At 67.0% G+C, this 19,970-nt stretch carries 19 protein-coding genes; 17 read left to right on the top strand and 2 right to left on the bottom strand.

The window, feature by feature from the left end; translation table 11 throughout:
• Window positions 1-86: 86 nt before the first annotated feature.
• The 3 genes from mshA to QNM97_RS18725 all read left to right on the top strand — a co-directional run bounded on the left by mshA (window position 87) and on the right by QNM97_RS18725 (window position 3,893).
• On the top strand, window positions 87-1,427 hold the full coding sequence (gene mshA, locus QNM97_RS18735; RefSeq protein WP_283819793.1) for a D-inositol-3-phosphate glycosyltransferase: 1,341 nt from the start codon (window positions 87-89) through the stop codon (window positions 1,425-1,427).
• 56 nt (window positions 1,428-1,483) lie between these two features.
• Window positions 1,484-2,071 (top strand): type III secretion system chaperone family protein, encoded by a 588-nt coding sequence (locus QNM97_RS18730; RefSeq protein WP_283819792.1) that lies wholly within the window; start codon window positions 1,484-1,486, stop codon window positions 2,069-2,071.
• A 532-nt stretch (window positions 2,072-2,603) separates the two neighbouring features.
• A complete protein-coding gene (locus QNM97_RS18725) occupies window positions 2,604-3,893 on the top strand; it encodes an HNH endonuclease (protein WP_283819791.1) in 1,290 nt (429 codons plus the stop codon).
• 406 nt (window positions 3,894-4,299) lie between these two features.
• Here the strand turns inward: QNM97_RS18725 and QNM97_RS18720 are convergent, their stop codons facing one another.
• Window positions 4,300-5,214: a hypothetical protein gene (locus tag QNM97_RS18720; RefSeq protein ID WP_283819790.1), complete on the bottom strand. Its 915-nt coding sequence runs from the start codon at window positions 5,212-5,214 to the stop codon at window positions 4,300-4,302.
• 171 nt (window positions 5,215-5,385) lie between these two features.
• On the opposite strand from QNM97_RS18720, the gene QNM97_RS18715 reads away from it, so the two are divergent.
• The 6 genes from QNM97_RS18715 (at window position 5,386) to QNM97_RS18690 (ending at window position 11,186) form a co-directional block, all read left to right on the top strand.
• A complete protein-coding gene (locus QNM97_RS18715; RefSeq protein ID WP_283823249.1) occupies window positions 5,386-6,990 on the top strand; it encodes an AMP-binding protein in 1,605 nt (534 codons plus the stop codon).
• Between the two features lie 33 nt (window positions 6,991-7,023).
• Entirely contained in the window at window positions 7,024-7,677 is a 654-nt protein-coding gene (locus QNM97_RS18710; RefSeq protein ID WP_208794404.1) for a DUF1361 domain-containing protein, read from the top strand.
• Between the two features lie 32 nt (window positions 7,678-7,709).
• A complete protein-coding gene (locus QNM97_RS18705) occupies window positions 7,710-8,456 on the top strand; it encodes a phosphoglyceromutase (RefSeq protein WP_208794406.1) in 747 nt (248 codons plus the stop codon).
• 67 nt (window positions 8,457-8,523) lie between these two features.
• On the top strand, window positions 8,524-8,844 hold the full coding sequence (locus QNM97_RS18700; protein WP_208794408.1) for a GNAT family N-acetyltransferase: 321 nt from the start codon (window positions 8,524-8,526) through the stop codon (window positions 8,842-8,844).
• Between the two features lie 187 nt (window positions 8,845-9,031).
• On the top strand, window positions 9,032-10,423 hold the full coding sequence (locus QNM97_RS18695) for a sensor histidine kinase (RefSeq protein WP_283819789.1): 1,392 nt from the start codon (window positions 9,032-9,034) through the stop codon (window positions 10,421-10,423).
• Between the two features lie 76 nt (window positions 10,424-10,499).
• Complete coding sequence (locus QNM97_RS18690; protein WP_006372735.1) at window positions 10,500-11,186, top strand: winged helix-turn-helix domain-containing protein; 687 nt, start codon at window positions 10,500-10,502, stop codon at window positions 11,184-11,186.
• Here QNM97_RS18690 and QNM97_RS18685 read toward each other — a convergent pair whose 3' ends face one another.
• Complete coding sequence (locus QNM97_RS18685) at window positions 11,187-12,032, bottom strand: DUF3109 family protein (protein WP_283823248.1); 846 nt, start codon at window positions 12,030-12,032, stop codon at window positions 11,187-11,189.
• A gap of 114 nt (window positions 12,033-12,146) precedes the next feature.
• On the opposite strand from QNM97_RS18685, the gene QNM97_RS18680 reads away from it, so the two are divergent.
• From QNM97_RS18680 to QNM97_RS18645, 8 genes are all read left to right on the top strand, one after another.
• Window positions 12,147-13,124, top strand: a complete 978-nt coding sequence (locus tag QNM97_RS18680) for a Ppx/GppA family phosphatase (protein ID WP_283819788.1) — start codon at window positions 12,147-12,149, stop codon at window positions 13,122-13,124.
• Window positions 13,125-13,201: 77 nt separating this feature from the next.
• Entirely contained in the window at window positions 13,202-15,034 is a 1,833-nt protein-coding gene (locus QNM97_RS18675; protein ID WP_283819787.1) for a DoxX family protein, read from the top strand.
• Complete coding sequence (locus QNM97_RS18670) at window positions 15,031-15,927, top strand: sugar phosphate isomerase/epimerase family protein (protein ID WP_283819786.1); 897 nt, start codon at window positions 15,031-15,033, stop codon at window positions 15,925-15,927. The genes QNM97_RS18675 and QNM97_RS18670 overlap by 4 nt, the downstream gene beginning before the upstream one ends.
• A gap of 14 nt (window positions 15,928-15,941) precedes the next feature.
• Window positions 15,942-16,820: a thioesterase family protein gene (locus QNM97_RS18665; RefSeq protein ID WP_283819785.1), complete on the top strand. Its 879-nt coding sequence runs from the start codon at window positions 15,942-15,944 to the stop codon at window positions 16,818-16,820.
• Window positions 16,821-16,890: 70 nt separating this feature from the next.
• On the top strand, window positions 16,891-17,724 hold the full coding sequence (gene proC / locus QNM97_RS18660) for a pyrroline-5-carboxylate reductase (RefSeq protein ID WP_283819784.1): 834 nt from the start codon (window positions 16,891-16,893) through the stop codon (window positions 17,722-17,724).
• A 217-nt stretch (window positions 17,725-17,941) separates the two neighbouring features.
• Window positions 17,942-18,175, top strand: a complete 234-nt coding sequence (locus QNM97_RS18655; protein ID WP_006372728.1) for a helix-turn-helix domain-containing protein — start codon at window positions 17,942-17,944, stop codon at window positions 18,173-18,175.
• A gap of 226 nt (window positions 18,176-18,401) precedes the next feature.
• Window positions 18,402-18,503, top strand: coding sequence for a 30S ribosomal protein bS22 (locus QNM97_RS18650; protein WP_003402602.1), 102 nt, complete (start codon window positions 18,402-18,404; stop codon window positions 18,501-18,503).
• Between the two features lie 195 nt (window positions 18,504-18,698).
• Window positions 18,699-19,751, top strand: coding sequence for an NAD-dependent epimerase/dehydratase family protein (locus QNM97_RS18645; protein WP_283819783.1), 1,053 nt, complete (start codon window positions 18,699-18,701; stop codon window positions 19,749-19,751).
• Window positions 19,752-19,970: the final 219 nt, after the last annotated feature.

The raw sequence follows: 19,970 nt of genomic DNA, 5'->3' as shown, positions 1-19,970 counted from the left end.
GCGGGTGAAACATGGTGGGCGGTCGGGGCCGTCCCGACCGGGGCGCTGACCCGAACCATTGCCGTGTGCTTCTCTAAGCTGAAGAGATGAGTTCGTCACGGCCCCGGCGCATCGCGTTGATCTCGGTGCACACCTCGCCGTTGGCGCAGCCCGGTACCGGCGACGCGGGCGGGATGAATGTCTACGTCTGGCAGACGGCGCAACGTCTGGCCCGGCGTGGGGTGAAGGTCGAGATCTTCACGCGGGCGACCTCCTCGGCGGATGCCCCGACGGTTGCGGCCGCCGACGGGATCACCGTGCGACACATCGTGGCGGGACCGTTCGAGGGGCTCGACAAGCGGGATCTGCCGGCCCAGTTGTGCGCGTTCACCGCAGGTGTGTTGCGCGCCGAGGCGATGCAGCGGCCCGGCTACTACGACCTGATCCATTCGCACTACTGGTTGTCGGGGCAGGTGGGCTGGCTCGCCCGGGAGCGGTGGGGCGTGCCGTTGGTGCACACCGCGCACACGCTGGCCGCGGTGAAGAACGCCTCGCTGGCCAAGGGGGATGCGGCCGAACCGCGGCTGCGGGTGATCGGCGAGCAGCAGGTGGTCGCGGAGGCCGATCGGCTCGTGGCCAACACCGACACCGAACGCAATGAGCTGATCACCATGTACGACGCCGACCCCGGCCGTGTCGACATCGTGACGCCCGGTGCCGATCTCGACTGCTACACACCGGGTTCGCGCTCCGATGCGCGCGCGGAACTCGGGCTGCCCGCCGAGTCGAGCATTGTGACATTCGTCGGGCGTATCCAGCCGCTCAAGGCTCCCGACGTCTTGCTCGCCGCCGCGGCACCACTGATCGAGCGGAACCGGGCAACCGGTCGTCGGCCGGTACACGTGCTGATCGTCGGCGGACCGTCGGGTAGTGGGCTCGACCGACCGACCGCACTGATCGATCTGGCTGCAGAACTGGGCATCTCCGACGCCGTGACATTCTTGCCGCCGCAACCCGCGTCGAGGCTGGCACAGGTCTATCGGTCGTCGGATCTCGTTGCGGTGCCCAGCTATTCGGAAAGCTTCGGCCTTGTCGCCATCGAGGCGCAGGCGTGTGGTGTACCGGTGTTGGCTGCCGATGTCGGCGGACTCGGGGTGGCCGTGGCCGACGGCAGGTCGGGGATGCTCGTGGACGGGCATCAGATCGGGGACTGGACGACCGCGCTGGAGAAGATGCTCAGCAGTTCCGATCAGCTGGCCGCGATGGGACGCCGCGCACGCGAGCACGCCGAACAATTCTCGTGGGAGCACACCACCGATGCCCTGTTGGCGAGCTATGTGCGAGCGATGGATTCCTTTGCGGGTAACCGTGTCCCGGCCGTCGGGGTGACCCCTCTGGTACGTGCGACGCGTCGCTGGCGCCGCCGCCGTGCGCGAATGCCCCTCTGAGTGATGGTGTCTCGAGAGATTCTCGTGGCCACAACCGTCGAAGCGGAAGGAAGACGATGAGTCACACCGACCACATCGAACTGCTCGAAAAGGTGCTCTCCGAACGGGAGATCCCGTTCACCCGTAAGAGTTCCGGCGCAGCCCAGGCCGAGCACCTCGTGCTCGAGCTGCCGGGGGAGCGCAAGCTCAAGACGACGGTCCTCCTGACCGCCGGCACCTACGGCGTGCGGGTGGAGGCCTTCGTCTGCCGCCACCCCGACGAGAACCACGAAGGAGTCTTCAAGTTTCTCCTCAAACGTAATCGCCGGCTCTACGGCGTGGCGTACACGATCGACAACATCGGCGACATCTACCTGATCGGCCGGATCTCCGGAGATGCGCTCACCGCCGACGAGGTGGATCGTGTTCTCGGCCAAGTACTCGAGGCCGCCGATGGCGACTTCAACACACTGCTCGAAATCGGCTTCGCCACCTCGATCCGGCGCGAATGGGCGTGGCGCGTCTCGCGCGGCGAATCGCTGCGCAACCTACTCGCCTTCGAGCACCTCATCGACAAGGACTCGTTGCCCGAACCAGGAGAACCGTTGCCGGACAGGTACGTTCCCGGCGAAACCTCGGTCATCGACGACGCCTCCGGTAGCTGAGCGTTCCGCCCGATCCCTGCTTGTCGAGGTCCCTCCGGTGGTCGAGGTGCGAGCCACGTGCGGCGAGCCTCGAGACCTGGCGAGATAACCAGCCTCCCAACCACATCCGCTCCCCAATGAGCCAAACGCTAGCCGAACTCGTAGACGCCCCCGCTGCACCATCCGCGTCCGCACAGTGGAGCCGCGAACGCATTACTTCCGAGGGCCGAGCACCCCTTCCCCTCGATGGTCGAGAACTCTTCCCCTCGATCGTCGAGCAACCCCCTACCCGACCGTCGCGAACCCCCCTTCCCCGATGGTCGAGGTGCGAGCCGCGTGCGGCGAGCCTCGAGACCCGGCGAGACAACAAGCCTCCCAACCACATCGACAGCAAGACAAACGAAACCCGGACTCCCTACCACACCCCACCGACAGAAAATCGGCGCCGAAACACGTTGTCCACAACCAGAATTCACCAAAACACCCCTTGCATCGAACACCCTGGCGAGGTAGACTCGACCCATCACACCGATCAGCCACCGGGGAGGGGCCCATGATCGACACCACCACAATTCTTGACGTCAAAGATGTTGACGCCGAAGCGGTCTTCGCCACCATCGTCACCCAACTCAGCGACCTGCAATGGAACCCGGACATGACCGGACCCCAAGCCTTCGGTGCGATGAAACAAGTCCTCCTGCTCCGCAATCTGGTCGATCACCACGCCACCACCCTCACCGGCGAACTGGACCGACTGGGCGTGGCCGACCACAAAACCACCCGACTCCGAGAACTGTTGATCAGCATGGGCTTCGCGCCCTCGGTCGCAGGTCGGTACGTGCGAATCTCGGCCACCAGCGATATCGATCTGTTGTTGGCGCATGCCGCCGACGGGGCCATCTCCTCCGAACACACCGACGCCATCGTGCGCGGACTGGCCCACATCGACACCCGCTCCCCCGAACCTCTCGACACCGTCCACCGGTGTGAATATCTCCGGAAACTGCTGTCCCACTACTTCGCCGGCTTCACCCCCGCCGAGATCAACCTCTACGCGCGGCAGCTGGGTAACGAGTTGGCGGCCGACACACCTGGCGGGCTACCGGCCGCCGAGGACAAGAGAATCAACTCCTACACCGACCGCATCACCGACGACGGCCGGCTGGAAATCTCGGCGAACCTCGACATCATCGCCGGGGAAAAGACCCGCACCCTGATGGAAACCCTGTCGGCGCCCAAGCCTCAGCCGGATGGGTCACCCTATCCGCGGACGCCCGAACAGATCTGTGCCGCCGCGTTCGAGACGATCGTCGAACTCGCGGCACAAGGCTTGGCCGACACCACCTTCTCGGCGAAACCCACCAACGGGTTGTTGTGGACGTGGCCGGCCGACAACCCGGCCCTCGGTAGGGACCTGCAGAACATGGGTCCGATCACCGAAGCGACCGCGAAACTGTTGTCGTGCGACACCACGATCACCAAGATCATGCTCGACCCCAACGGTGTACCGCTCAGTGTTGGTCAAGAGAAACGCTTCTTCACACCCGGCCAACGCAAAGCCTTACTCGTCCGCGATCGCGGGTGCATCAAATGCGGCGCCCACGCCGGCCGCTGCCAAGCACACCACGTGCACCACTGGGCCGACGGTGGTCCCACCGACCTCGACAACGGCTGCCTCCTCTGCACCAGCTGCCACGACGATGTCCACCACCACGGCTGGGACATCATCATCGGATACGACCGACACCCCTGGCTCATCCCACCCGCCAGCATCGACCCGAAACGACAACCCGTACCGTCCTACCACCGCAGAACCATGCGACTCGACGACGCCGCAGCCTGACCTACCCCGCCCCACACCCTGAATCCCCGCACCCGGCCGGCCGGGACCGCATCTGTTGTTTGAGAACTCCATAGCGAAATCCCCACCCGATGGTCGAGGTGTTCGAGCGTCCGTGGCCCGGAATCCCGTCAGCACAAGAGGTCTCGAGGCTCGTCGCTAGCGCTCCTCGGCACCTCGACCATCGGGATGGGACGACCACCGGGTAGGGTGGAGCATCTCAGATCGCTGGTCGAGGTGCGAGCCGCGTGCGGCGAGCCTCGAGACCAACAGCGCCAGCACTGGATTCGGGCCACGGTGGACCGGAATCGTTTCAGCACAAGGGGTCTCGAGGCTCGTCGCTGGCGCTCCTCGGCGCCTCGACCAACCTCGACCACCGGAGTGGGGCGACCGCCGGGCGGGAGAAGCGTCAGAAGGTCAGTGGTGTGGTGGCGCTGGGGCCCTGGCGGTATCGGGCGAGGTCGACCGACTGCCAACGTCCGTTGAACTCCGGGATCGGCAGCGGGAACCAATAGCTCGAGTCGAGCCACATTTGGCCGAGGAGGGGGACCGGGCCACCGGAGATGTCGTGCCACGTACCGATCGGTGCATCCCGGAACGTACCGACATTGTGTCCGTCGACGAAGAAGTTCACATACTCCTTGTCCAGCTTGATCGAGTAATCATGCGGATTGGCAAGTAGTTTCGGGTCGAGGAGGACGATCTGCGGGAGCAGGGTTCCGGCCTTCTTGACCATCATGAAGAAGCCGCGCGGCATGTCCTGCGCGAACGCGTGGAACAGCGGCGTGGTGAGAAGCTGGCTGGCCTGGCCCATGAATCCGGCCGAACCGTTCCACATGAACCACGCGACCTCAAGGCCCAGCGGATCGATGGAGCGATTCGAGATCCCCCAACCGGTGGTGCCGTTCCACGTCAGGATCTGTTGTGTGCCGGTCACTCTCATCGTCATCGTCTGGCCCGGCTCGAAGACGGGTTTGGCGAGGAGTTCGGCGTTGTTGTACGGGAACAGGCCTTGCACCGTCGGTGGGACGGAGAACGTGGCGCCTTTCGGGCCGAACGACAAGCGACTGTAGCCGACATCGGTGTTGCACCAGTCGCGAGGCGGATGGGCGAAGTTCTCGTCCATCGGGCGAGAGGGTTGTGGCGCGCCGGTGCCGATGTAGCCGGCGGCGGCGCGCGCGTTGAGCACCGCGCAGTTCGGCACGCCGTCATCCACGCCGGGGGTCTGGATGTTGGGGTCCGCCGATGCCATGCCGGCACCGGCGATGATCGCGGCTGCCGCCGCCACCGCGACCGTCTTACGGATGGCTGATTCACGCTGCATGACGCCTCGATTCACGGAGTGATTCAAATGTGGAAACAGACGTTATCAGAAACATCTTTCGGGATCTGTTCCAGCTTCGGCGAAAGCGACATGCCGGACCGAGGTCTGCGTCACAACGTGGCAATGACTGTTGATACGATTGCGCTGATCATCCTGTCCAACGGAGGTGCTATGAGCTTCGCGAGTCCTTTTCCCGATGTCGAGATCCCCGATGTGAGCCTCTACGAGTTTCTGTTCGGGTCGATTGCTGACGCCGATCTGGAGCGGGTGGCGCTGGTTGATCCGAAGTCCGGTGCGGAGACCACGTACGGCCAGCTGATCGGTCAGATCAATGCGGCGGCGGGGGCGCTCGCGGCGCGCGGTATCGCGGTCGGTGACGTCGTGGGTGTGCTGTCACCGAACATCCCCGCGTTCGCCACCGTCTTCCACGGCATCCTGCGCGCCGGTGGTACCGCGACGACGATCAATGCGTTGTTCACCGCGACCGAGATCGCGAAGCAGCTTCGGGATTCGGGTGCGAAGATGCTGGTCACGATCTCTCCGATGGCTGAGCAGGCGCTCGCGGCGGCGACCGAGGTCGGTATTCCCGGCGAGAACGTGATCGTCCTCGACGGCGACGGGCAGGACGCGACGGGCCATCCCAACGCCGCCGATCTGCTCGCACCGAATCTGGCTGCCCCCGAGGTCACCTTCGATCCGGCGACCCACGTCGCGGCGTTGCCTTACAGTTCGGGCACCACTGGGAATCCGAAAGGTGTTGCGCTGAGCCATCGCAACCTGGTGGCCAACGTGGCGCAGATCAAGCCGTTGCAGGGGATGACGCCCGATGATGTGGTGATTGCGGTGCTGCCGTTCTTCCACATCTACGGGATGACGGTGTTGCTGAATGCGGCGTTGTACAACCGTGGTCGTCTGGTCATCATGCCGCGCTTCGATCTCGTCGAGTTTCTCGAGAACATTCAGAAGTATCGGGTGACCAGCGCTTATATCGCGCCGCCGGTCGCCGTGGCGTTGGCCAAGCACCCGATCGTCGACAACTACGATCTGTCGTCGCTGACGGTGATGATGTCGGGGGCGGCTCCGCTCGATGACGAGTTGGGCAAGGCGGTGGCCAAGCGTTTGGATCTGCACATGTTGCAGGGCTACGGCATGAGTGAGCTCTCGCCGGTCAGTCACCTCATCCCGATCGACACGACTGCGGCGTTGGGTGTGGAGGAGCCGCCGTTGTCGTCGACGGGGTGGGCGATCCCGAACACCGAGAACAAGATCGTCGACCCGGGGACCGGCAAGGAGATCGAGCTCCCTGCCGAAGGATTGTCCGAACCCGGTGAGCTGTGGGTGAAGGGCCCCAACGTGATGCTGGGGTATCTCAACAACGAGCAGGCCACCGCCGACACGATCGATGCCGAGGGTTATCTGCACACCGGTGACATGGCGCAGGTCGACCCGACCGGGTGTGTGTACATCGTCGATCGGCTCAAGGAGCTGATCAAGTACAAGGGTTATCAGGTGCCGCCGGCGGAGTTGGAGGCGTTGTTGTTGACGCATCCGAAGATCGCCGACACCGCGGTGATCGGGGTCAACGACGCCGACGGTGAGGAGATCCCGAAGGCGTTCGTGGTCACCCAGCCCGATGCCGACCTCGACGAGAACGAGGTGATCGAGTTCGTCGCCGCCAAGGTCGCGCCGCACAAGAAGGTCCGCGCCGTCGAGTTCATCGACGCCATCCCGAAGTCGGCGTCGGGCAAGATCCTCCGAAAGGACTTGCGTAAGTAGGCGACCGGCCGGTCATCGGGCACAATCGCTGCGGTGATCCCCATCCGCCACCTCGTGCTCGCCGCGTCGCTGATCGCCACGACCGCCCTGACCGTCGGTCTCGGCGTTACCGACCCGGCGACGCCGCTCTACTATCCGACGCGGTTTCTGGTGTGGAATCTGTTTCTTGCCTGGATTCCGATGATCTTCGCGGTCGGATTCGCCGTCGTCCGGCGGCGCGTGTGGCTGATCCCGCTCGGTGTCGGGTGGCTGGCGTTCCTGCCCAACGCGCCCTACCTCGTCACCGACCTCGTGCATCTGCGCGAGGGCTATGACCTGTGGCGGCACATCCTGCAGTACGGCTTCGCGGCGTGGACCGGCATCATCCTCGGAGTGGTGTCGTTGCTGCTGGTGCACCGCCGCCTCGGTCGGGAGTTCGGCCCGATCTTCGGCTGGCTGGCGGTGGTGTGCTCGGTCGGACTCTGCGCGATCGGCGTCGTGATCGGGCGGTTCCAGCGCTGGAACTCCTGGGATCTGCTGACCCGGCCCGGATACGTCGTCCGCTCGACCCTGGGATGGGTGGGTTCGCCGTTCTCCCACGTCGAATCGACCGGTGTCGCGGTGGCCGTCGCCCTGTTCTTCGGGCTGGCTTATCTGACGATCTGGGCCGTCGACGGCCTCGACGCAATGCGGCCGAGCAAGCGCTGAACCCACCCGACCGGTGTGACAAACTATCGACCATGAGCAACGGCACCCTGATCCTGATGCGGCACGGCGAGAGCGAGTGGAACGCGTCCAACCAGTTCACCGGCTGGGTCGACGTCGCGCTCACCGACAAGGGCGAGGCCGAGGCGAAGCACGCCGGCGAGCTCCTCGTCGACCATGATCTGCTGCCCGACGTCCTCTACACCTCACTGCTGCGCCGGGCGATTGCGACCGCGCAGATCGCGTTGGACACCGCCGATCGGCATTGGATTCCGGTGGTGCGCGACTGGCGTCTCAACGAGCGTCACTACGGTGCTCTGCAGGGCCTGAACAAAGCCGACACCCTCGAGAAGTACGGCAAGGAGCAGTTCATGCTCTGGCGCCGCAGCTACGACACCCCGCCGCCGCCGATCGACCCCGACGCCGCGTACAGCCAGACCCATGATCCGCGGTACGCCGACCTCGCCGAGGTGCCGCTGACCGAATGCCTCAAGGACGTCGTCGATCGGCTGATCCCGTATTTCACCGAGACCATCGCCGCCGACATCACCGCCGGCAAGACCGTTCTCATTGCGGCGCACGGTAATTCGCTGCGCGCGCTGGTCAAGTACCTCGACGGGATCTCCGACGCCGACATCGCCGGTCTCAACATCCCGACGGGCAATCCGCTGCGTTACGACCTCGACGAGAACCTCAAGCCACTCAATCCCGGGGGTACCTACCTGGACCCTGAGGCCGCCGCGGCGGGAGCCGCAGCGGTCGCGGCGCAGGGACAGAAATAGCCGCGTGTTGTGATCTGTAACACAATCGTCATGGCGACGCTTGTGTGACAGGCGCTACATTGGGTGCATGGCAGATCCGGGGCACCTGCGCATTGCTCATTCGGCTGCGCGCGAGCGATACGAAGCAATCCTGACCACCGACTCCGACGGTGACGAGATCACCGTGGGATATGTCGATTACGTCTCCGAGCCGTACCAGGTGGTGTTGACCCATACCGTCATCCCGGATGCGTACTCCGGTCGCGGATATGCCGGACAGCTCGTGCAAGCGGTTCTCGACGACATCCGCAAAGCCGGAAAGCAGGTCGTGCCGGTGTGTTCGTATGTGCGGCGCTTCATCGATCGTCACCCGGAATACGCCGATATGGCGGTCCCCGTTCCGCAGTGAGAATCCGCCTGCGCCACCCCGACCACGCGCCGGTGAGCATCGGCTGCGCCGCGGCAATCCCGGTCGGGGGTCTTTTCTCGGCCATTTCGGTGCCTCAGGTCACGTTTCGGTGGAACACCGCGTGAACGGAAGTCGAATTGTGCCGTCGGGAATGTTCGCGGAGTTTCCGGGACCGTAAGCTGCCAGTGTGACCGCTGCATTCATTGCCGGGGCCATCGTGGCAGTTGTGCTCGCGTTGTTGCTCGGGTACGAGCTCGGTCGTGGCGACGTACGAGGTCGGTGGTTTCGGAGACTCACCCGCGCTGCCGCGCCCGAGCCACCCGAATCCGTCCAGCCCGCATCCGTCCACTCCGACGCCGACGTGATCCCCAGCGGCGCACCCGTCGTCGCCGACCGCCCGCGCGAGGTCCCGGACTCGGCGGCCTTGCGGGAATCCGATCTCCCCGTGGTCACCCCGGACGGACAGATGACCAAGGCCGGGCTGCTCAGCCTCATCGTCCGCAACTCCGAGGTCGCCGTCGCCGTCGTCGACGAGTTCCGCGACGTGGTGCTCTACAACCATCGGGCCGTCGAGCTCGGGCTCGTGTCCGAGCATCTGCTGGCCGAACCGGTGTGGGAGCAATCGCTGACCGTCCTCGAGACGGGCGAGCAGACGCGGTTCGACTTCGTCCCGCCGACCTCCACGCTGGGATTCCTCTCCACCGGACGCGCCACCAAGCGCAGCGCCGAATCGGTGCGCTGTCTGGCCCGGCTCGGCTATCACGGTGATGAGCGCTACGCGATGATCTACGGCACCGACGACACCGAGAACCTGCGGGTGGAGGCCACCCGCCGTGACTTCGTCGCCAACGTATCCCACGAGCTCAAGACCCCGGTCGGCGCGATCGGTCTGCTGGCCGAGGCGCTGATCGAGTCCGCCGACGACGCCGAATCCGTCGAGCACTTCGGCCACCGCGTCGTCGCCGAGGCCACCCGGATGGGCAACATGGTGTCCGAACTGATCGCGCTGTCGCGACTCGAGGGCGGTGAGAAGCCGCACTTCGCGGCCGTCGACGTCGACGAACTCATCGACTCCGCCATCGACGGGGCCGCGGTGAGCGCCGAGGCCGCCAACATCGTCCTGCGTGCCGACGAACCCATCCACACCTGGGTGCGCGGCGATCGGATGCTGCTGTTGACCGCGTTGAGCAACCTGATCGTCAACGCCATCGCCTACTCGCCGGAGAACACGACCGTCTCGGTGAGCCGACGGGTCACGACGTCGGCGGGCGTGCCGATGGTGTCGATCGCGGTCACCGATCGCGGTATCGGCATCAACCCGTCCGATCAGCAGCGCGTCTTCGAACGTTTCTTCCGTGTCGACAAGGCGCGCTCACGCCTGACCGGCGGCACCGGTCTGGGCCTGGCGATCGTCAAACACGTTGCGGCCACCCACGACGGCACTATCAACCTGTGGAGTCAACCCGGAACCGGGTCGACGTTCACCCTCTCGATTCCCCAGGACCTCGACGCCGAGAATGCGCACGCGTCCGAGGAATCCGAGAAGGAGTCCCGCCGAGCCGATTCCCAGATCGCGTGACCTCTTCGAAGGAGGACGATGAAGTCACGTGAGCACCGCAACTACGAGAATGTCTGAGAAATAAGGAGTTTCACGAGTGACGCATGTACTGATCGTCGAGGACGAGGAGTCGTTGGCCGATCCGTTGGCCTTCCTCCTGCGCAAGGAGGGGTTCGAGGCGAGCGTCGTCAACGATGGTGCACAGGCCATCTCGGTGTTCGAGCGCATCAGCCCCGACATCGTCCTACTCGACCTCATGCTTCCCGGGGTGTCGGGGACCGAGATCTGCAAGTCGCTGCGGGCCCGGTCGAGCGTGCCGGTGATCATGGTGACCGCCCGCGACAGCGAGATCGACAAGGTCGTCGGGCTCGAACTCGGTGCCGACGACTATGTCACCAAACCGTATTCGGCGCGTGAGCTCATCGCGCGCATCCGGGCGGTCCTGCGTCGCGGGGGAGATGTCGGCGACGACGATCTCGCCTTGGCGGTTCTCGAATCCGGACCGGTCCGCATGGATGTCGAACGCCATACCGTCGCGGTCAACGGGGAGTCGATCACGTTGCCGCTCAAGGAGTTCGATCTCCTCGAATATCTACTCCGCAACTCCGGGCGAGTGCTCACCCGCGGGCAGTTGATCGACCGCGTGTGGGGTGCGGACTACGTCGGGGACACCAAGACCCTCGACGTCCACGTCAAGCGGCTGCGCTCGAAGATCGAGCCCGATCCGGCCTCGCCGAAACACCTTGTGACGGTGCGTGGATTGGGCTACAAGTTCGAGCCGTGATCAGCCCGCGGCGTCGGCATCGGTGTCGAGCAGCTCGTACTTGATGTCGGTGTCGCGACGGCTCGTCGCGGCCCGGGTCGCCGGATGGATCGCGATGAGCCCGAGTCCGTTTCGGCGTCGGCACGCATCGGCGAGCGCCTCGTAGGCGGGGCGGCCGATCAGCTCGACGAGTTCGGGCTCGTAGGACTGCCACACCTGGGTGGCCCCGACGTGGGCGTCGGGGGACCCCGAGCAGTACCACTTCAGGTCGTGGCCGCCCTCGCCCCAGCCGCGGCGGTCGTATTCGGTGATGGTGGTCTTGAGGATCTGGGTGCCGTCGGGCCGCTCCACCCAATCCTGCTCACGACGCACCGGAAGTTGCCAGCACACATCGGGTTTCACGATCAGCGGTTCGAGACCGCGACGCAGTGCCATTGCGTGCAGCGCACAGCCGGGCCCCCGCTCGAAGTCCGGACGGTTCAAGAAGATGCACGCGCCCTTGTGTTGGCGGGTCTTCAGGGCGGGCTCGTCGTCGAGTTCGTCCTCGACGAGATACCCGCGCGGGCCGAGCGGGTCCTTACCCGACCCCTTCTTGTGGAACTGCCAGTCGTCGGCGGTCAGCATCGCCACACCCTTGGCCAGCCGTTTGCGGTCGTCCTTGTCCGACAGGTAAGCGCCGTGCGTGCAGCATCCGTCGGTCTCGCGGCCGTCGACGATTCCCTGGCAGGCGGGCGTGCCGAATACGCACGTCCAGTGCGAACACAGCCAGGTGAGGTCGGCGTTGATGACGTGTTCGGGATCGGCCGGATCGGCGAATTCGTACCATTCCCGGGGGAAGTCGAGATCGACCTCGGGAGTGGGCGTCATCCGCGGGGCTGCGCTGGGCTTGGGCACACGCCAACGGTAACCGCCACCGCCCGATCGCCGCACCACAGCGACCCGCCGCAGACAACCGAACCCGCGACGCACTACCGTGTATCCGTGCGTTTAGGAGTCCTCGACGTGGGCAGCAACACAGTTCATCTGCTGGTGGTCGATGCCCACCGCGGAGGACATCCGACCCCGATGAGTTCGACGAAGGCGGTATTGCGCCTCGCCGAGCACATCGACGCCGACGGGCGTCTCACCGACGGTGCCGCCGAACGGCTCGTCGATTCGATCGAGGAGTTCACCCTCATCGCCAAGAGCTCCGGCTGCGAACAGATGATGGCGTTCGCGACCTCCGCGGTCCGCGACGCCACCAACTCCGACGGCGTCCTCGCGCGGGTCGCGGCCAAGACCGGCGTCCAGGTGGAGGTTCTCACCGGTCGTGACGAGGCCCGGCTGACGTCGCTGGCCGTGCGCCGCTGGTACGGCTGGAGCGCCGGACGCATCCTCGCGCTCGACATCGGTGGGGGTTCGCTGGAGATGTCGAACGGCGTCGATGAGGAACCCGACGTCGCGCTGTCGCTGCCACTGGGCGCCGGCCGCGTCACCCGCGACTGGCTGCCCGACGATCCGCCGGACCGGCGTCGCGTCGGTGTCCTGCGTGACTGGCTCGACGCCGAGATGCGGCCGGCCGCCAAGGAACTCCTCGGACCGGGCAGGCCGGACATCGCGGTCGGCACATCGAAGACCTTCCGCAGCCTGGCCCGCCTGACCGGCGCCGCGCCGTCGGGGGCCGGGCCGCGCGTCAAGCGGACCCTCACCGCCGGTGGGCTGCGGCAGCTCATCGCCTTCATCTCGCGCATGACCCGTGACGACCGGGCCGAACTCGAGGGCGTCAGTGCCGATCGGGCCGGACAGCTCGTCGCCGGGGCACTTGTGGCCGAGGCGGCAATGCGCGGACTCGGGGTCGATACACTGGAAATCTGCCCGTGGGCGTTGCGGGAGGGGGTCATCCTTCGTCGCCTCGATGCGGAGCCGGCCGATACCTCGGATCCGGCGGCATCAGGCATCGGTGCACGCGACGTCCACTGACACGCGAGCGACGCGAGTCGCCGTACCGCCACCTCCGGCGGCGCGGCGAGATTGGTAAGGACGGAGAGCGCACTTCGATGGCGAACACACCCGGAGGCAACGAGCCCGGCGGCCGCAACCCCGGTGGCGGCGACCCCGACGGGGCGACCGACTCCCGGCCCATCTCGGTCTCGGAGCTGCTCGCCCGGACGCAGGCCGCCGACGCGGCGGACGCGACCACCGGTGCACGCCGGGACCGGGGACGTCGGCGCGCGGGGCGTGCCGGTGCCGTTTCGGTGTCCGAGCTGACCGGTGAGATCCCACGGGTCGAGGGACCCGCCGCTTCTGACACCCCGGGCACCTCCGAGACCCCTGCCGCCCCAGCCCAGAGCACCGCCGCCGCTCCCGCCCAGAGCAGCCCGGCCGCGCCTGCACCTGCGCCGACCGGCCCGGAGACCGCACCCTGGTCGCCATCGCCCTCCTCGGGCGCGTTTCCGCGGTCGCAGAGCCCGCTCGCCGCACGTGGGCCGGCGACCGGTCCGGTCACCGAGCCCGCCCCGCGGGTGAACCGTGGCGCGAGTTCGGGGGCGGCGAGTGGCATGCCGAGCTTCGCGCCGCCACCGACCCGGGACTTCACCTCTGGTGACGTCTCGCGTCGATTGCGAGACCAGCCGGTTGCATCCGACGCCACCGTCACCGCTGCTGACACCGGCCCTGACGCCGCCGGCACCGATCCCTCCAGCCACGACCCGGCCACCGCGAACGCGGTCACCGGCATCATCCCGCTCGTCGACGATGCCGACGCCGACGCGGCCGCCGCCCCCGAGGACGCGTCGCCCCGCAGCGGCCGGTTCGAGGAGGTCTTCGACGAGGACTTCGAGGCCTATCGCTCGTTCGCCGACGTCGAGCACACCGACGAGGAACCGAAGAAGAAGCGCCGCTGGTTCGGTCGCGGCAAGAAACAGGGCGCCGAGGCAACGAGCGCGGCCGCTGCAGGTGCGGCCGCCGCGACGAGCTCTGCGACCTCGCAGGTCGCCGACACCGACGAGCCCGCCGACACCGGGAGCCGCGCGGGTATCACCCACCAGCCCGATGACGTCGCCGCCGATGCCGTCACCGGCATCATCCCGATCGTCGACGACAGCGAGCTCGGCGACGACGTGCACGTCCTCGACGCCGACGATGTCGAGGGCGCCGATCTGGCCACGCCCAGCGGATCATTCGGTGCCGAGCACGGGCCGTTCGATCGGGCCGATCACGAGCCCGCTCCGACCGTGGCCGCGAACGTCCTCGACCCCGACGACGAGCCCGAACCGCACCGCGACCCCGAGTCGCACCGCGATGACGCGCGCCACGACTCGGCTCCCGCCGCAGGCACGGGGGCCGCAGCCGCCGGACTCGGTGGGCTGGTCGCCGCGAGCCGCCGGGCAGGCCGCGACACCGACTCCACCGACGAGCCTGCCGAGACCGTTGCCGCGAGCGTCCTCGACGATCATGCCGACGCCGACCATGCCGCGGCCCACCCCACCGACGCCGACCCCGCCGAGAGTGGACCCGTCGCCGTCGCCGAGGAGACCGCCGACCCGGAGACCCGAGATCGCGCCTCGAAGGCGCGCAAGACACGAAAAGCCAAGCCCGCCAAGGATGATGGACGCGAGTCGTGGGCCGATCGCAAGCCGGTGCTGGCGTGGCTCGCGGTGATCGCCGAGGTCGTCGCCGGGTTGGCGATCGGCGTGGGTCTGTTCTGGGGCTTCACCGAGCTGTGGAAGTGGAACCCGTATTTCGCTCTGGTGCTCGCGGTGTTGGTGATCTTCGGCATCGTCACGTTCACCCATCTGGTGCGTCGGACGTCGGATCTGATCACCACCTTGCTCGCGCTCGCCGTCGGGCTGATCGTCACGATCGGCCCGCTGGTGCTGTTGTCGACGTGAGCGAGTCGCGCGAAGCCCTCGGTCCCTCGCAGGTGGCCGGGGAGATCCCGATCGGACTCTCCACGGCGTCGGTCTACCCGCAGAACACCGAGGCGGCTTTCGCCTACGCCGCCGACCTGGGCTTCGACGGCGTCGAGCTGATGGTGTGGGGTGACCCGGTCAGCCAGGACATCCGGCACGTCGAGCACCTCTCCGAGCGCTATCAGGTGCCGGTCCTGTCGATCCACGCTCCGTGCCTGCTCATCACCCAGCGGGTGTGGGGACGCGATCCGCTCGGCAAACTCGCCCGCGCCGCGCACGCCGCCGAGGCGCTCGGTGCCGCCACCGTCGTCGTGCATCCGCCGTTCCGCTGGCAGCGCGCCTATGTCGAGGGTTTCGACGATCTGGTGGGGGAGCTGTCGGAATCGGACGTCTCGGTCGCGGTCGAGAACATGTTCCCGATGCGCGCCGACCGCGTGTTCGGGTCGGGCGAACGCTCCGCGCGCCGCCTCGTCCGCCGCGGCGGGACGCCGGGCCCCGCGGTGTCGGCGTTCGGCAAGTCCATCGACCCCACCGACGACGGCTACGACCACTACACCCTCGACCTCTCGCACACCGCGACCGCGGGTACCGACGCCGTGGCCCTGTACGAGCGGATGGGTGCCAACCTCACGCACCTGCACCTCGCCGACGGCTCCGGGGCCGCCACCGACGAGCATCTGATCCCCGGCGACGGAACCCAGCCGTGCGCGCAGGTGTGTCACCGGATCGCCCGCAGTGATTTCTCCGGCGCGGTGATCCTCGAGGTCACCACCTCCTCGGCGCGGACCAAACCCGAACGGCAGGCGATGCTCGCGCGTTCGCTAGATTTTGCCCGGCAGCACCTCAAGCGCGAGACGAGCCGGACCCGGTGACTGCCGGAGGTGACATGAGCCCGAAGCTGACCGAATTGCTCGACCTCACCGTGATGGGCGGTCCGGTCGCGGCGCCGACGGCACCGGCGGACCAACCGTCGATCACCTACACCACCTCGATCGATCCGGCGTTCACCATCGGCCCCAAGGTGCACGGCGGGACCATGCAGATGATCATCGCGCGGGCGGCCTCACGCGCCTTCGACGATCTCGCACCGAGCAGCCCGAACACCTCCGTGCACGCGGCCGACCTCGTGCCGGTCGCCATCGCCAGCGACTATCTCGCCGCGCCCGATCCGGCGCCGGTGCAGGTCACCGCAACCGTCCGCAAACGCGGCCGCACCGTGACCCTGCTGCACGTCGATCTCGCCCAGAACGGCCGGACCATGGTGTCGTCGTCGGTGACGCTGGCCCGCCCGGACACCGGCGCCTCGCGGCACTCGTCTCCGCACGTGCTCGACGACCTCGCCCCGACCCCGGCCGCCGACGCCCTCCACATCCGGGACTCGCCGATGGCCGACATCATCCATCTCGGAGCGGCGCTCGACACCGCTCTCGACACGCACAGTTTCCCGGCGGCCCGCGGGCAGACCGGCGATCCGGTGGTGCGCGGCTGGTGCCGTCCCAAGGGCGCCGAACCCGACGCGGACTTCGCGGTGCTGGTGTGTGACATCTCGCCGCCGGTCGTGATGAACCTCGCGGTGTTCGGCTGGGCGCCGACCGTGCAGCTGACCACCTACATCCGTCGTGAGCCCGCCCCGGGCTGGCTGCGATTCGCCGCGACGAGCCTGGAGGTGGGCCCCGGGATGTTCGAGGAGGACCACCTCGTGGTGGACTCGACGGGTGCGGTCGTGGCGCAGTCGCGCCAGCTCGCCCTGATCCCGGCCGGCTGAGTGCTGAAGACTCCTGACACACCAAACCCGACCCCAGCAGACCTGTGAACGAGAAAGGCACACCCCACCAGTGACCGAGCGCATCGCGATCGTCGGCGGCGGCAAGATCGGCGAGGCCCTGCTCGCCGGGCTGATCGCGGCCGGAAAACAAGCAAAGAACCTCGTCGTCGTCGAACGTGTCCCCGAGCGGGCCACCGAGATCGCCGACGAGTACGGGGTCCTCGTCACCGATGACGTCACCACTGCCGTCAGTTCGGCGCAGTTCGTCTTCCTGGCGGTCAAGCCGGACGACGTCGAGGGTGTGCTGCGCAAACTCGCCGCCGCCGACGACGACGCGGAGTCCGAGCGCGTGACGGTGACGCTCGCCGCGGGCATTCCGCTGGCGCGATACGAGAAGATGTTGCAGGCGGGGTCGCCGGTCGTGCGGGTCATGCCCAACACCCCGATGCTGGTCAATGAGGCCATGTCGGCGGTCGCGGCCGGACGCCACGTCGACGACGAGCAACTGCGGGCGGTCGTCGGGCTCCTCGAGTCGGTGGGCCGCGTCGCGGTGGTGCCCGAGAAGCAGATGGATGCGGTCACCGCGATTTCCGGGTCCGGGCCCGCCTATGTCTTCCTGATGGCCGAGGCGATGATCGATTCCGCGGTCTCGTTGGGCCTGACTCGCGCACAGGCCACGACCCTGGTCGTGCAGACCATCCGCGGTGCCGGCGTACTGCTCAGCGACTCCGGGCTCTCCCCGGTGGATCTCCGCGCGGCGGTCACCTCGCCGGGCGGAACCACCGCCGCGGCGGTGCGCACCCTGGAGACGCAGGGGTTGCGCGGGGCGTTCTACGAGGCGACCGAAGCGGCCGCCGAGGCCAGCGCGCGCGCTGGACGTCGAGCTGACGTTGAGGGTTCATAGTCCTGACACGCCGACCCGTCGGCCCCACGATTAGTGGTTGTTCCTCGAGAAACCCCAGTATGTTGTGGTTGAGTACGGCAAAAAGGTAGTTTCCTGGCCACTCACGTCGCTTTTTTCACATCAGCCACGCTAAGCTCCTTTAAGCACGTGCGTGTCTGGTGTCCGCCGGAGGGGAAGCCGGCGGCCGCGACGCGTGCTCCGGAGGTATGAGAATTTCATGGCACCTGCAGAGACTCCAGGAGACAGGTCGGCGTCGGTCGGCAACGCGGCTTCCGGGTCGCAGTTCCTGACCGTCGCCGAGGTCGCATCGCTGATGCGGGTCTCGAAGATGACCGTCTACCGCCTGGTCCACAACGGTGAGCTGCCTGCCGTACGCGTGGGCCGGTCGTTCCGTGTGCACGCCAAGGCTGTGCACGACTACCTGGAGACGTCCTACTTCGACGCCGGCTAGACCCTCGGGCGTGCGGCCCGCTCCACGCCGCGATGGTCGGACTCCGGTGATTTCGGTTTGACGGGGTCCGGCCGGTAAGGTGGGACTTCGGCTACGCCGCACCGGCTCGCCCGTCCGCGTCGGATATCCGTCGGGATTCACCACGACGGCGGTCACGACGCACGGCGACCGTCCCGCAGCACTTGCGGGCTCGATGAACATTGCACGTGAAGTGAGGAAGCACCCCATGGGTTCAGTGATCAAGAAGCGCCGCAAGCGCATGTCGAAGAAGAAGCACCGCAAGTTGCTGCGTCGTACCCGGGTGCAGCGTCGCAAACTCGGTAAGTGAGCTGATCGCCGGGCCCTCTCGAGGGCTTCGGCGCCGCAGCATCCGGTGTGGCCCGGCCACGCACCACAAGAACCCGCCTCGCGCGGGTTCTTGTCGTTCCGCGACCAGGGCAGCGCGACACCGTGCACGGCAAACCGCTCGCCCGGTGCACTGCTCGCCCGGTGGACTGCTGGTCTCTCGGGTTAGCCTGAAGCCATGACCGACGCGACCGATCCGACGCCGCGGACCGTACTGGTCACCGGTGCCTCGACCTTCCTCGGTGGCTACCTGGTGGCCCGGCTCGCCGCCAACCCCGAGATCCGGCGGGTGATCGCCGTCGATTCGCGCGTGCCGCGCAAGGACCTGATGCGACGGATGGGTCGCGCGGAGTTCCTACGCCTCGACATCCGCAGGCCGGCGATCGCCAAGGCCATCGCCAACTACGACGTCGACACCGTTGTCCATGCCGCGACGTCGATCATGGACACCGCGCCGCACTCCGCCGCGATCAAGGAGTTCAACGTCGTCGGCGCCATGCAGGTGTGCGCGGCCTGTCAGCGCAGTCCGTCGGTGAAGCGTGTGATCCTGCGGTCCACGGCGATGGTCTACGGTGCGAGCGCGAGCGATCCGTCGCACTTCTCCGAGGAGATCCCCGCCAAGCGCGAACCCACCCGTAGCTATGGCCGCGATCTGCTCGACGTCGAGGGCTACTTCCGCGGACTCGGGCGCAGGCGCCAGGACATCGAGGTTACCATCATGCGGCTGCAGGCGATGCTGGGGCCGCGGATCAACACCCGGATCAGTTCGTATCTCTCGTTGCCGGTGGTGCCGACGGTGTTCGGGTTCCAGCCACGGCTGCAGTTCCTGCACGAGGAGGATGCGCTCGCGGCGATGGAACACGCGACTCTGGCGAGCCGGCCGGGCACGTTCAACGTCGCCGGCGACGGCGTGGTCACCCTGACGCAGGCGGTGCGGCGCACCGGGCATCTCGAACTGCCCGTGCCCGGGCGTCTGCTCGCACCGATCACCGGGGTGCTGCAGGATCTCCGGTCGGCCAAACTCCGTAGCTCGCAAACCGAGTTCCTCACCTACGGGCGGGTGCTCGACACCACCCGGATGCGATCGGAACTGGGATTCGCGCCGCGCTACACCACCCTGGAGACCCTCGACGACTACATCGCGCGCAGCGGGGTCACCCCGGTCATCAGCGCCGACCGGTGGCGCGGACTCGAACGCAGCGTCGTGCGGACCGCCCTGCAGTTGCGGTGACCGTCGGGTCGGGTGCGCGCCGGAGGTGATGGATGTGACGGGAAAGTCCGGTGTGACAAGCGATGTCACGATTCTCGGCGAGTGTCCGCGTAGGACATGCAACCCCTTCGCAACCCGCGTACCATGGGTGGTCAGCAGTTCGTCGGGCGTCGAACGCACCGCCCGTGGCAGGGCTATCGTTGTCGGGTAAGACCGTGAAGACAATTTCCGTTGGGCACG

Source organism: Gordonia sp. L191 (assembly GCF_030077625.1).
Classification (GTDB): Bacteria; Actinomycetota; Actinomycetes; order Mycobacteriales; family Mycobacteriaceae; genus Gordonia; species Gordonia polyisoprenivorans_A.
The sequence above is the reverse complement of the archived record's forward strand: the minus strand, read 5'-3'. Positions and strand labels throughout refer to the sequence as shown.

Excerpts from the sequence above, each read along its gene's own strand:
- mshA (WP_283819793.1), top strand. The coding sequence starts at position 87 with ATGAGTTCGTCACGGCCCCGGCGCATCGCGTTGATCTCGGTGCACACC.
- QNM97_RS18730 (WP_283819792.1), top strand. The coding sequence starts at position 1,484 with ATGAGTCACACCGACCACATCGAACTGCTCGAAAAGGTGCTCTCCGAA.
- QNM97_RS18725 (WP_283819791.1), top strand. The coding sequence starts at position 2,604 with ATGATCGACACCACCACAATTCTTGACGTCAAAGATGTTGACGCCGAA.
- QNM97_RS18720 (WP_283819790.1), bottom strand. The coding sequence starts at position 5,214 with ATGCAGCGTGAATCAGCCATCCGTAAGACGGTCGCGGTGGCGGCGGCA.
- QNM97_RS18715 (WP_283823249.1), top strand. The coding sequence starts at position 5,386 with ATGAGCTTCGCGAGTCCTTTTCCCGATGTCGAGATCCCCGATGTGAGC.
- QNM97_RS18705 (WP_208794406.1), top strand. The coding sequence starts at position 7,710 with ATGAGCAACGGCACCCTGATCCTGATGCGGCACGGCGAGAGCGAGTGG.
- QNM97_RS18700 (WP_208794408.1), top strand. The coding sequence starts at position 8,524 with ATGGCAGATCCGGGGCACCTGCGCATTGCTCATTCGGCTGCGCGCGAG.
- QNM97_RS18685 (WP_283823248.1), bottom strand. The coding sequence starts at position 12,032 with ATGACGCCCACTCCCGAGGTCGATCTCGACTTCCCCCGGGAATGGTAC.
- QNM97_RS18675 (WP_283819787.1), top strand. The coding sequence starts at position 13,202 with ATGGCGAACACACCCGGAGGCAACGAGCCCGGCGGCCGCAACCCCGGT.
- QNM97_RS18665 (WP_283819785.1), top strand. The coding sequence starts at position 15,942 with ATGAGCCCGAAGCTGACCGAATTGCTCGACCTCACCGTGATGGGCGGT.
- QNM97_RS18655 (WP_006372728.1), top strand. The coding sequence starts at position 17,942 with ATGGCACCTGCAGAGACTCCAGGAGACAGGTCGGCGTCGGTCGGCAAC.
- QNM97_RS18650 (WP_003402602.1), top strand. The coding sequence starts at position 18,402 with ATGGGTTCAGTGATCAAGAAGCGCCGCAAGCGCATGTCGAAGAAGAAG.
- QNM97_RS18645 (WP_283819783.1), top strand. The coding sequence starts at position 18,699 with ATGACCGACGCGACCGATCCGACGCCGCGGACCGTACTGGTCACCGGT.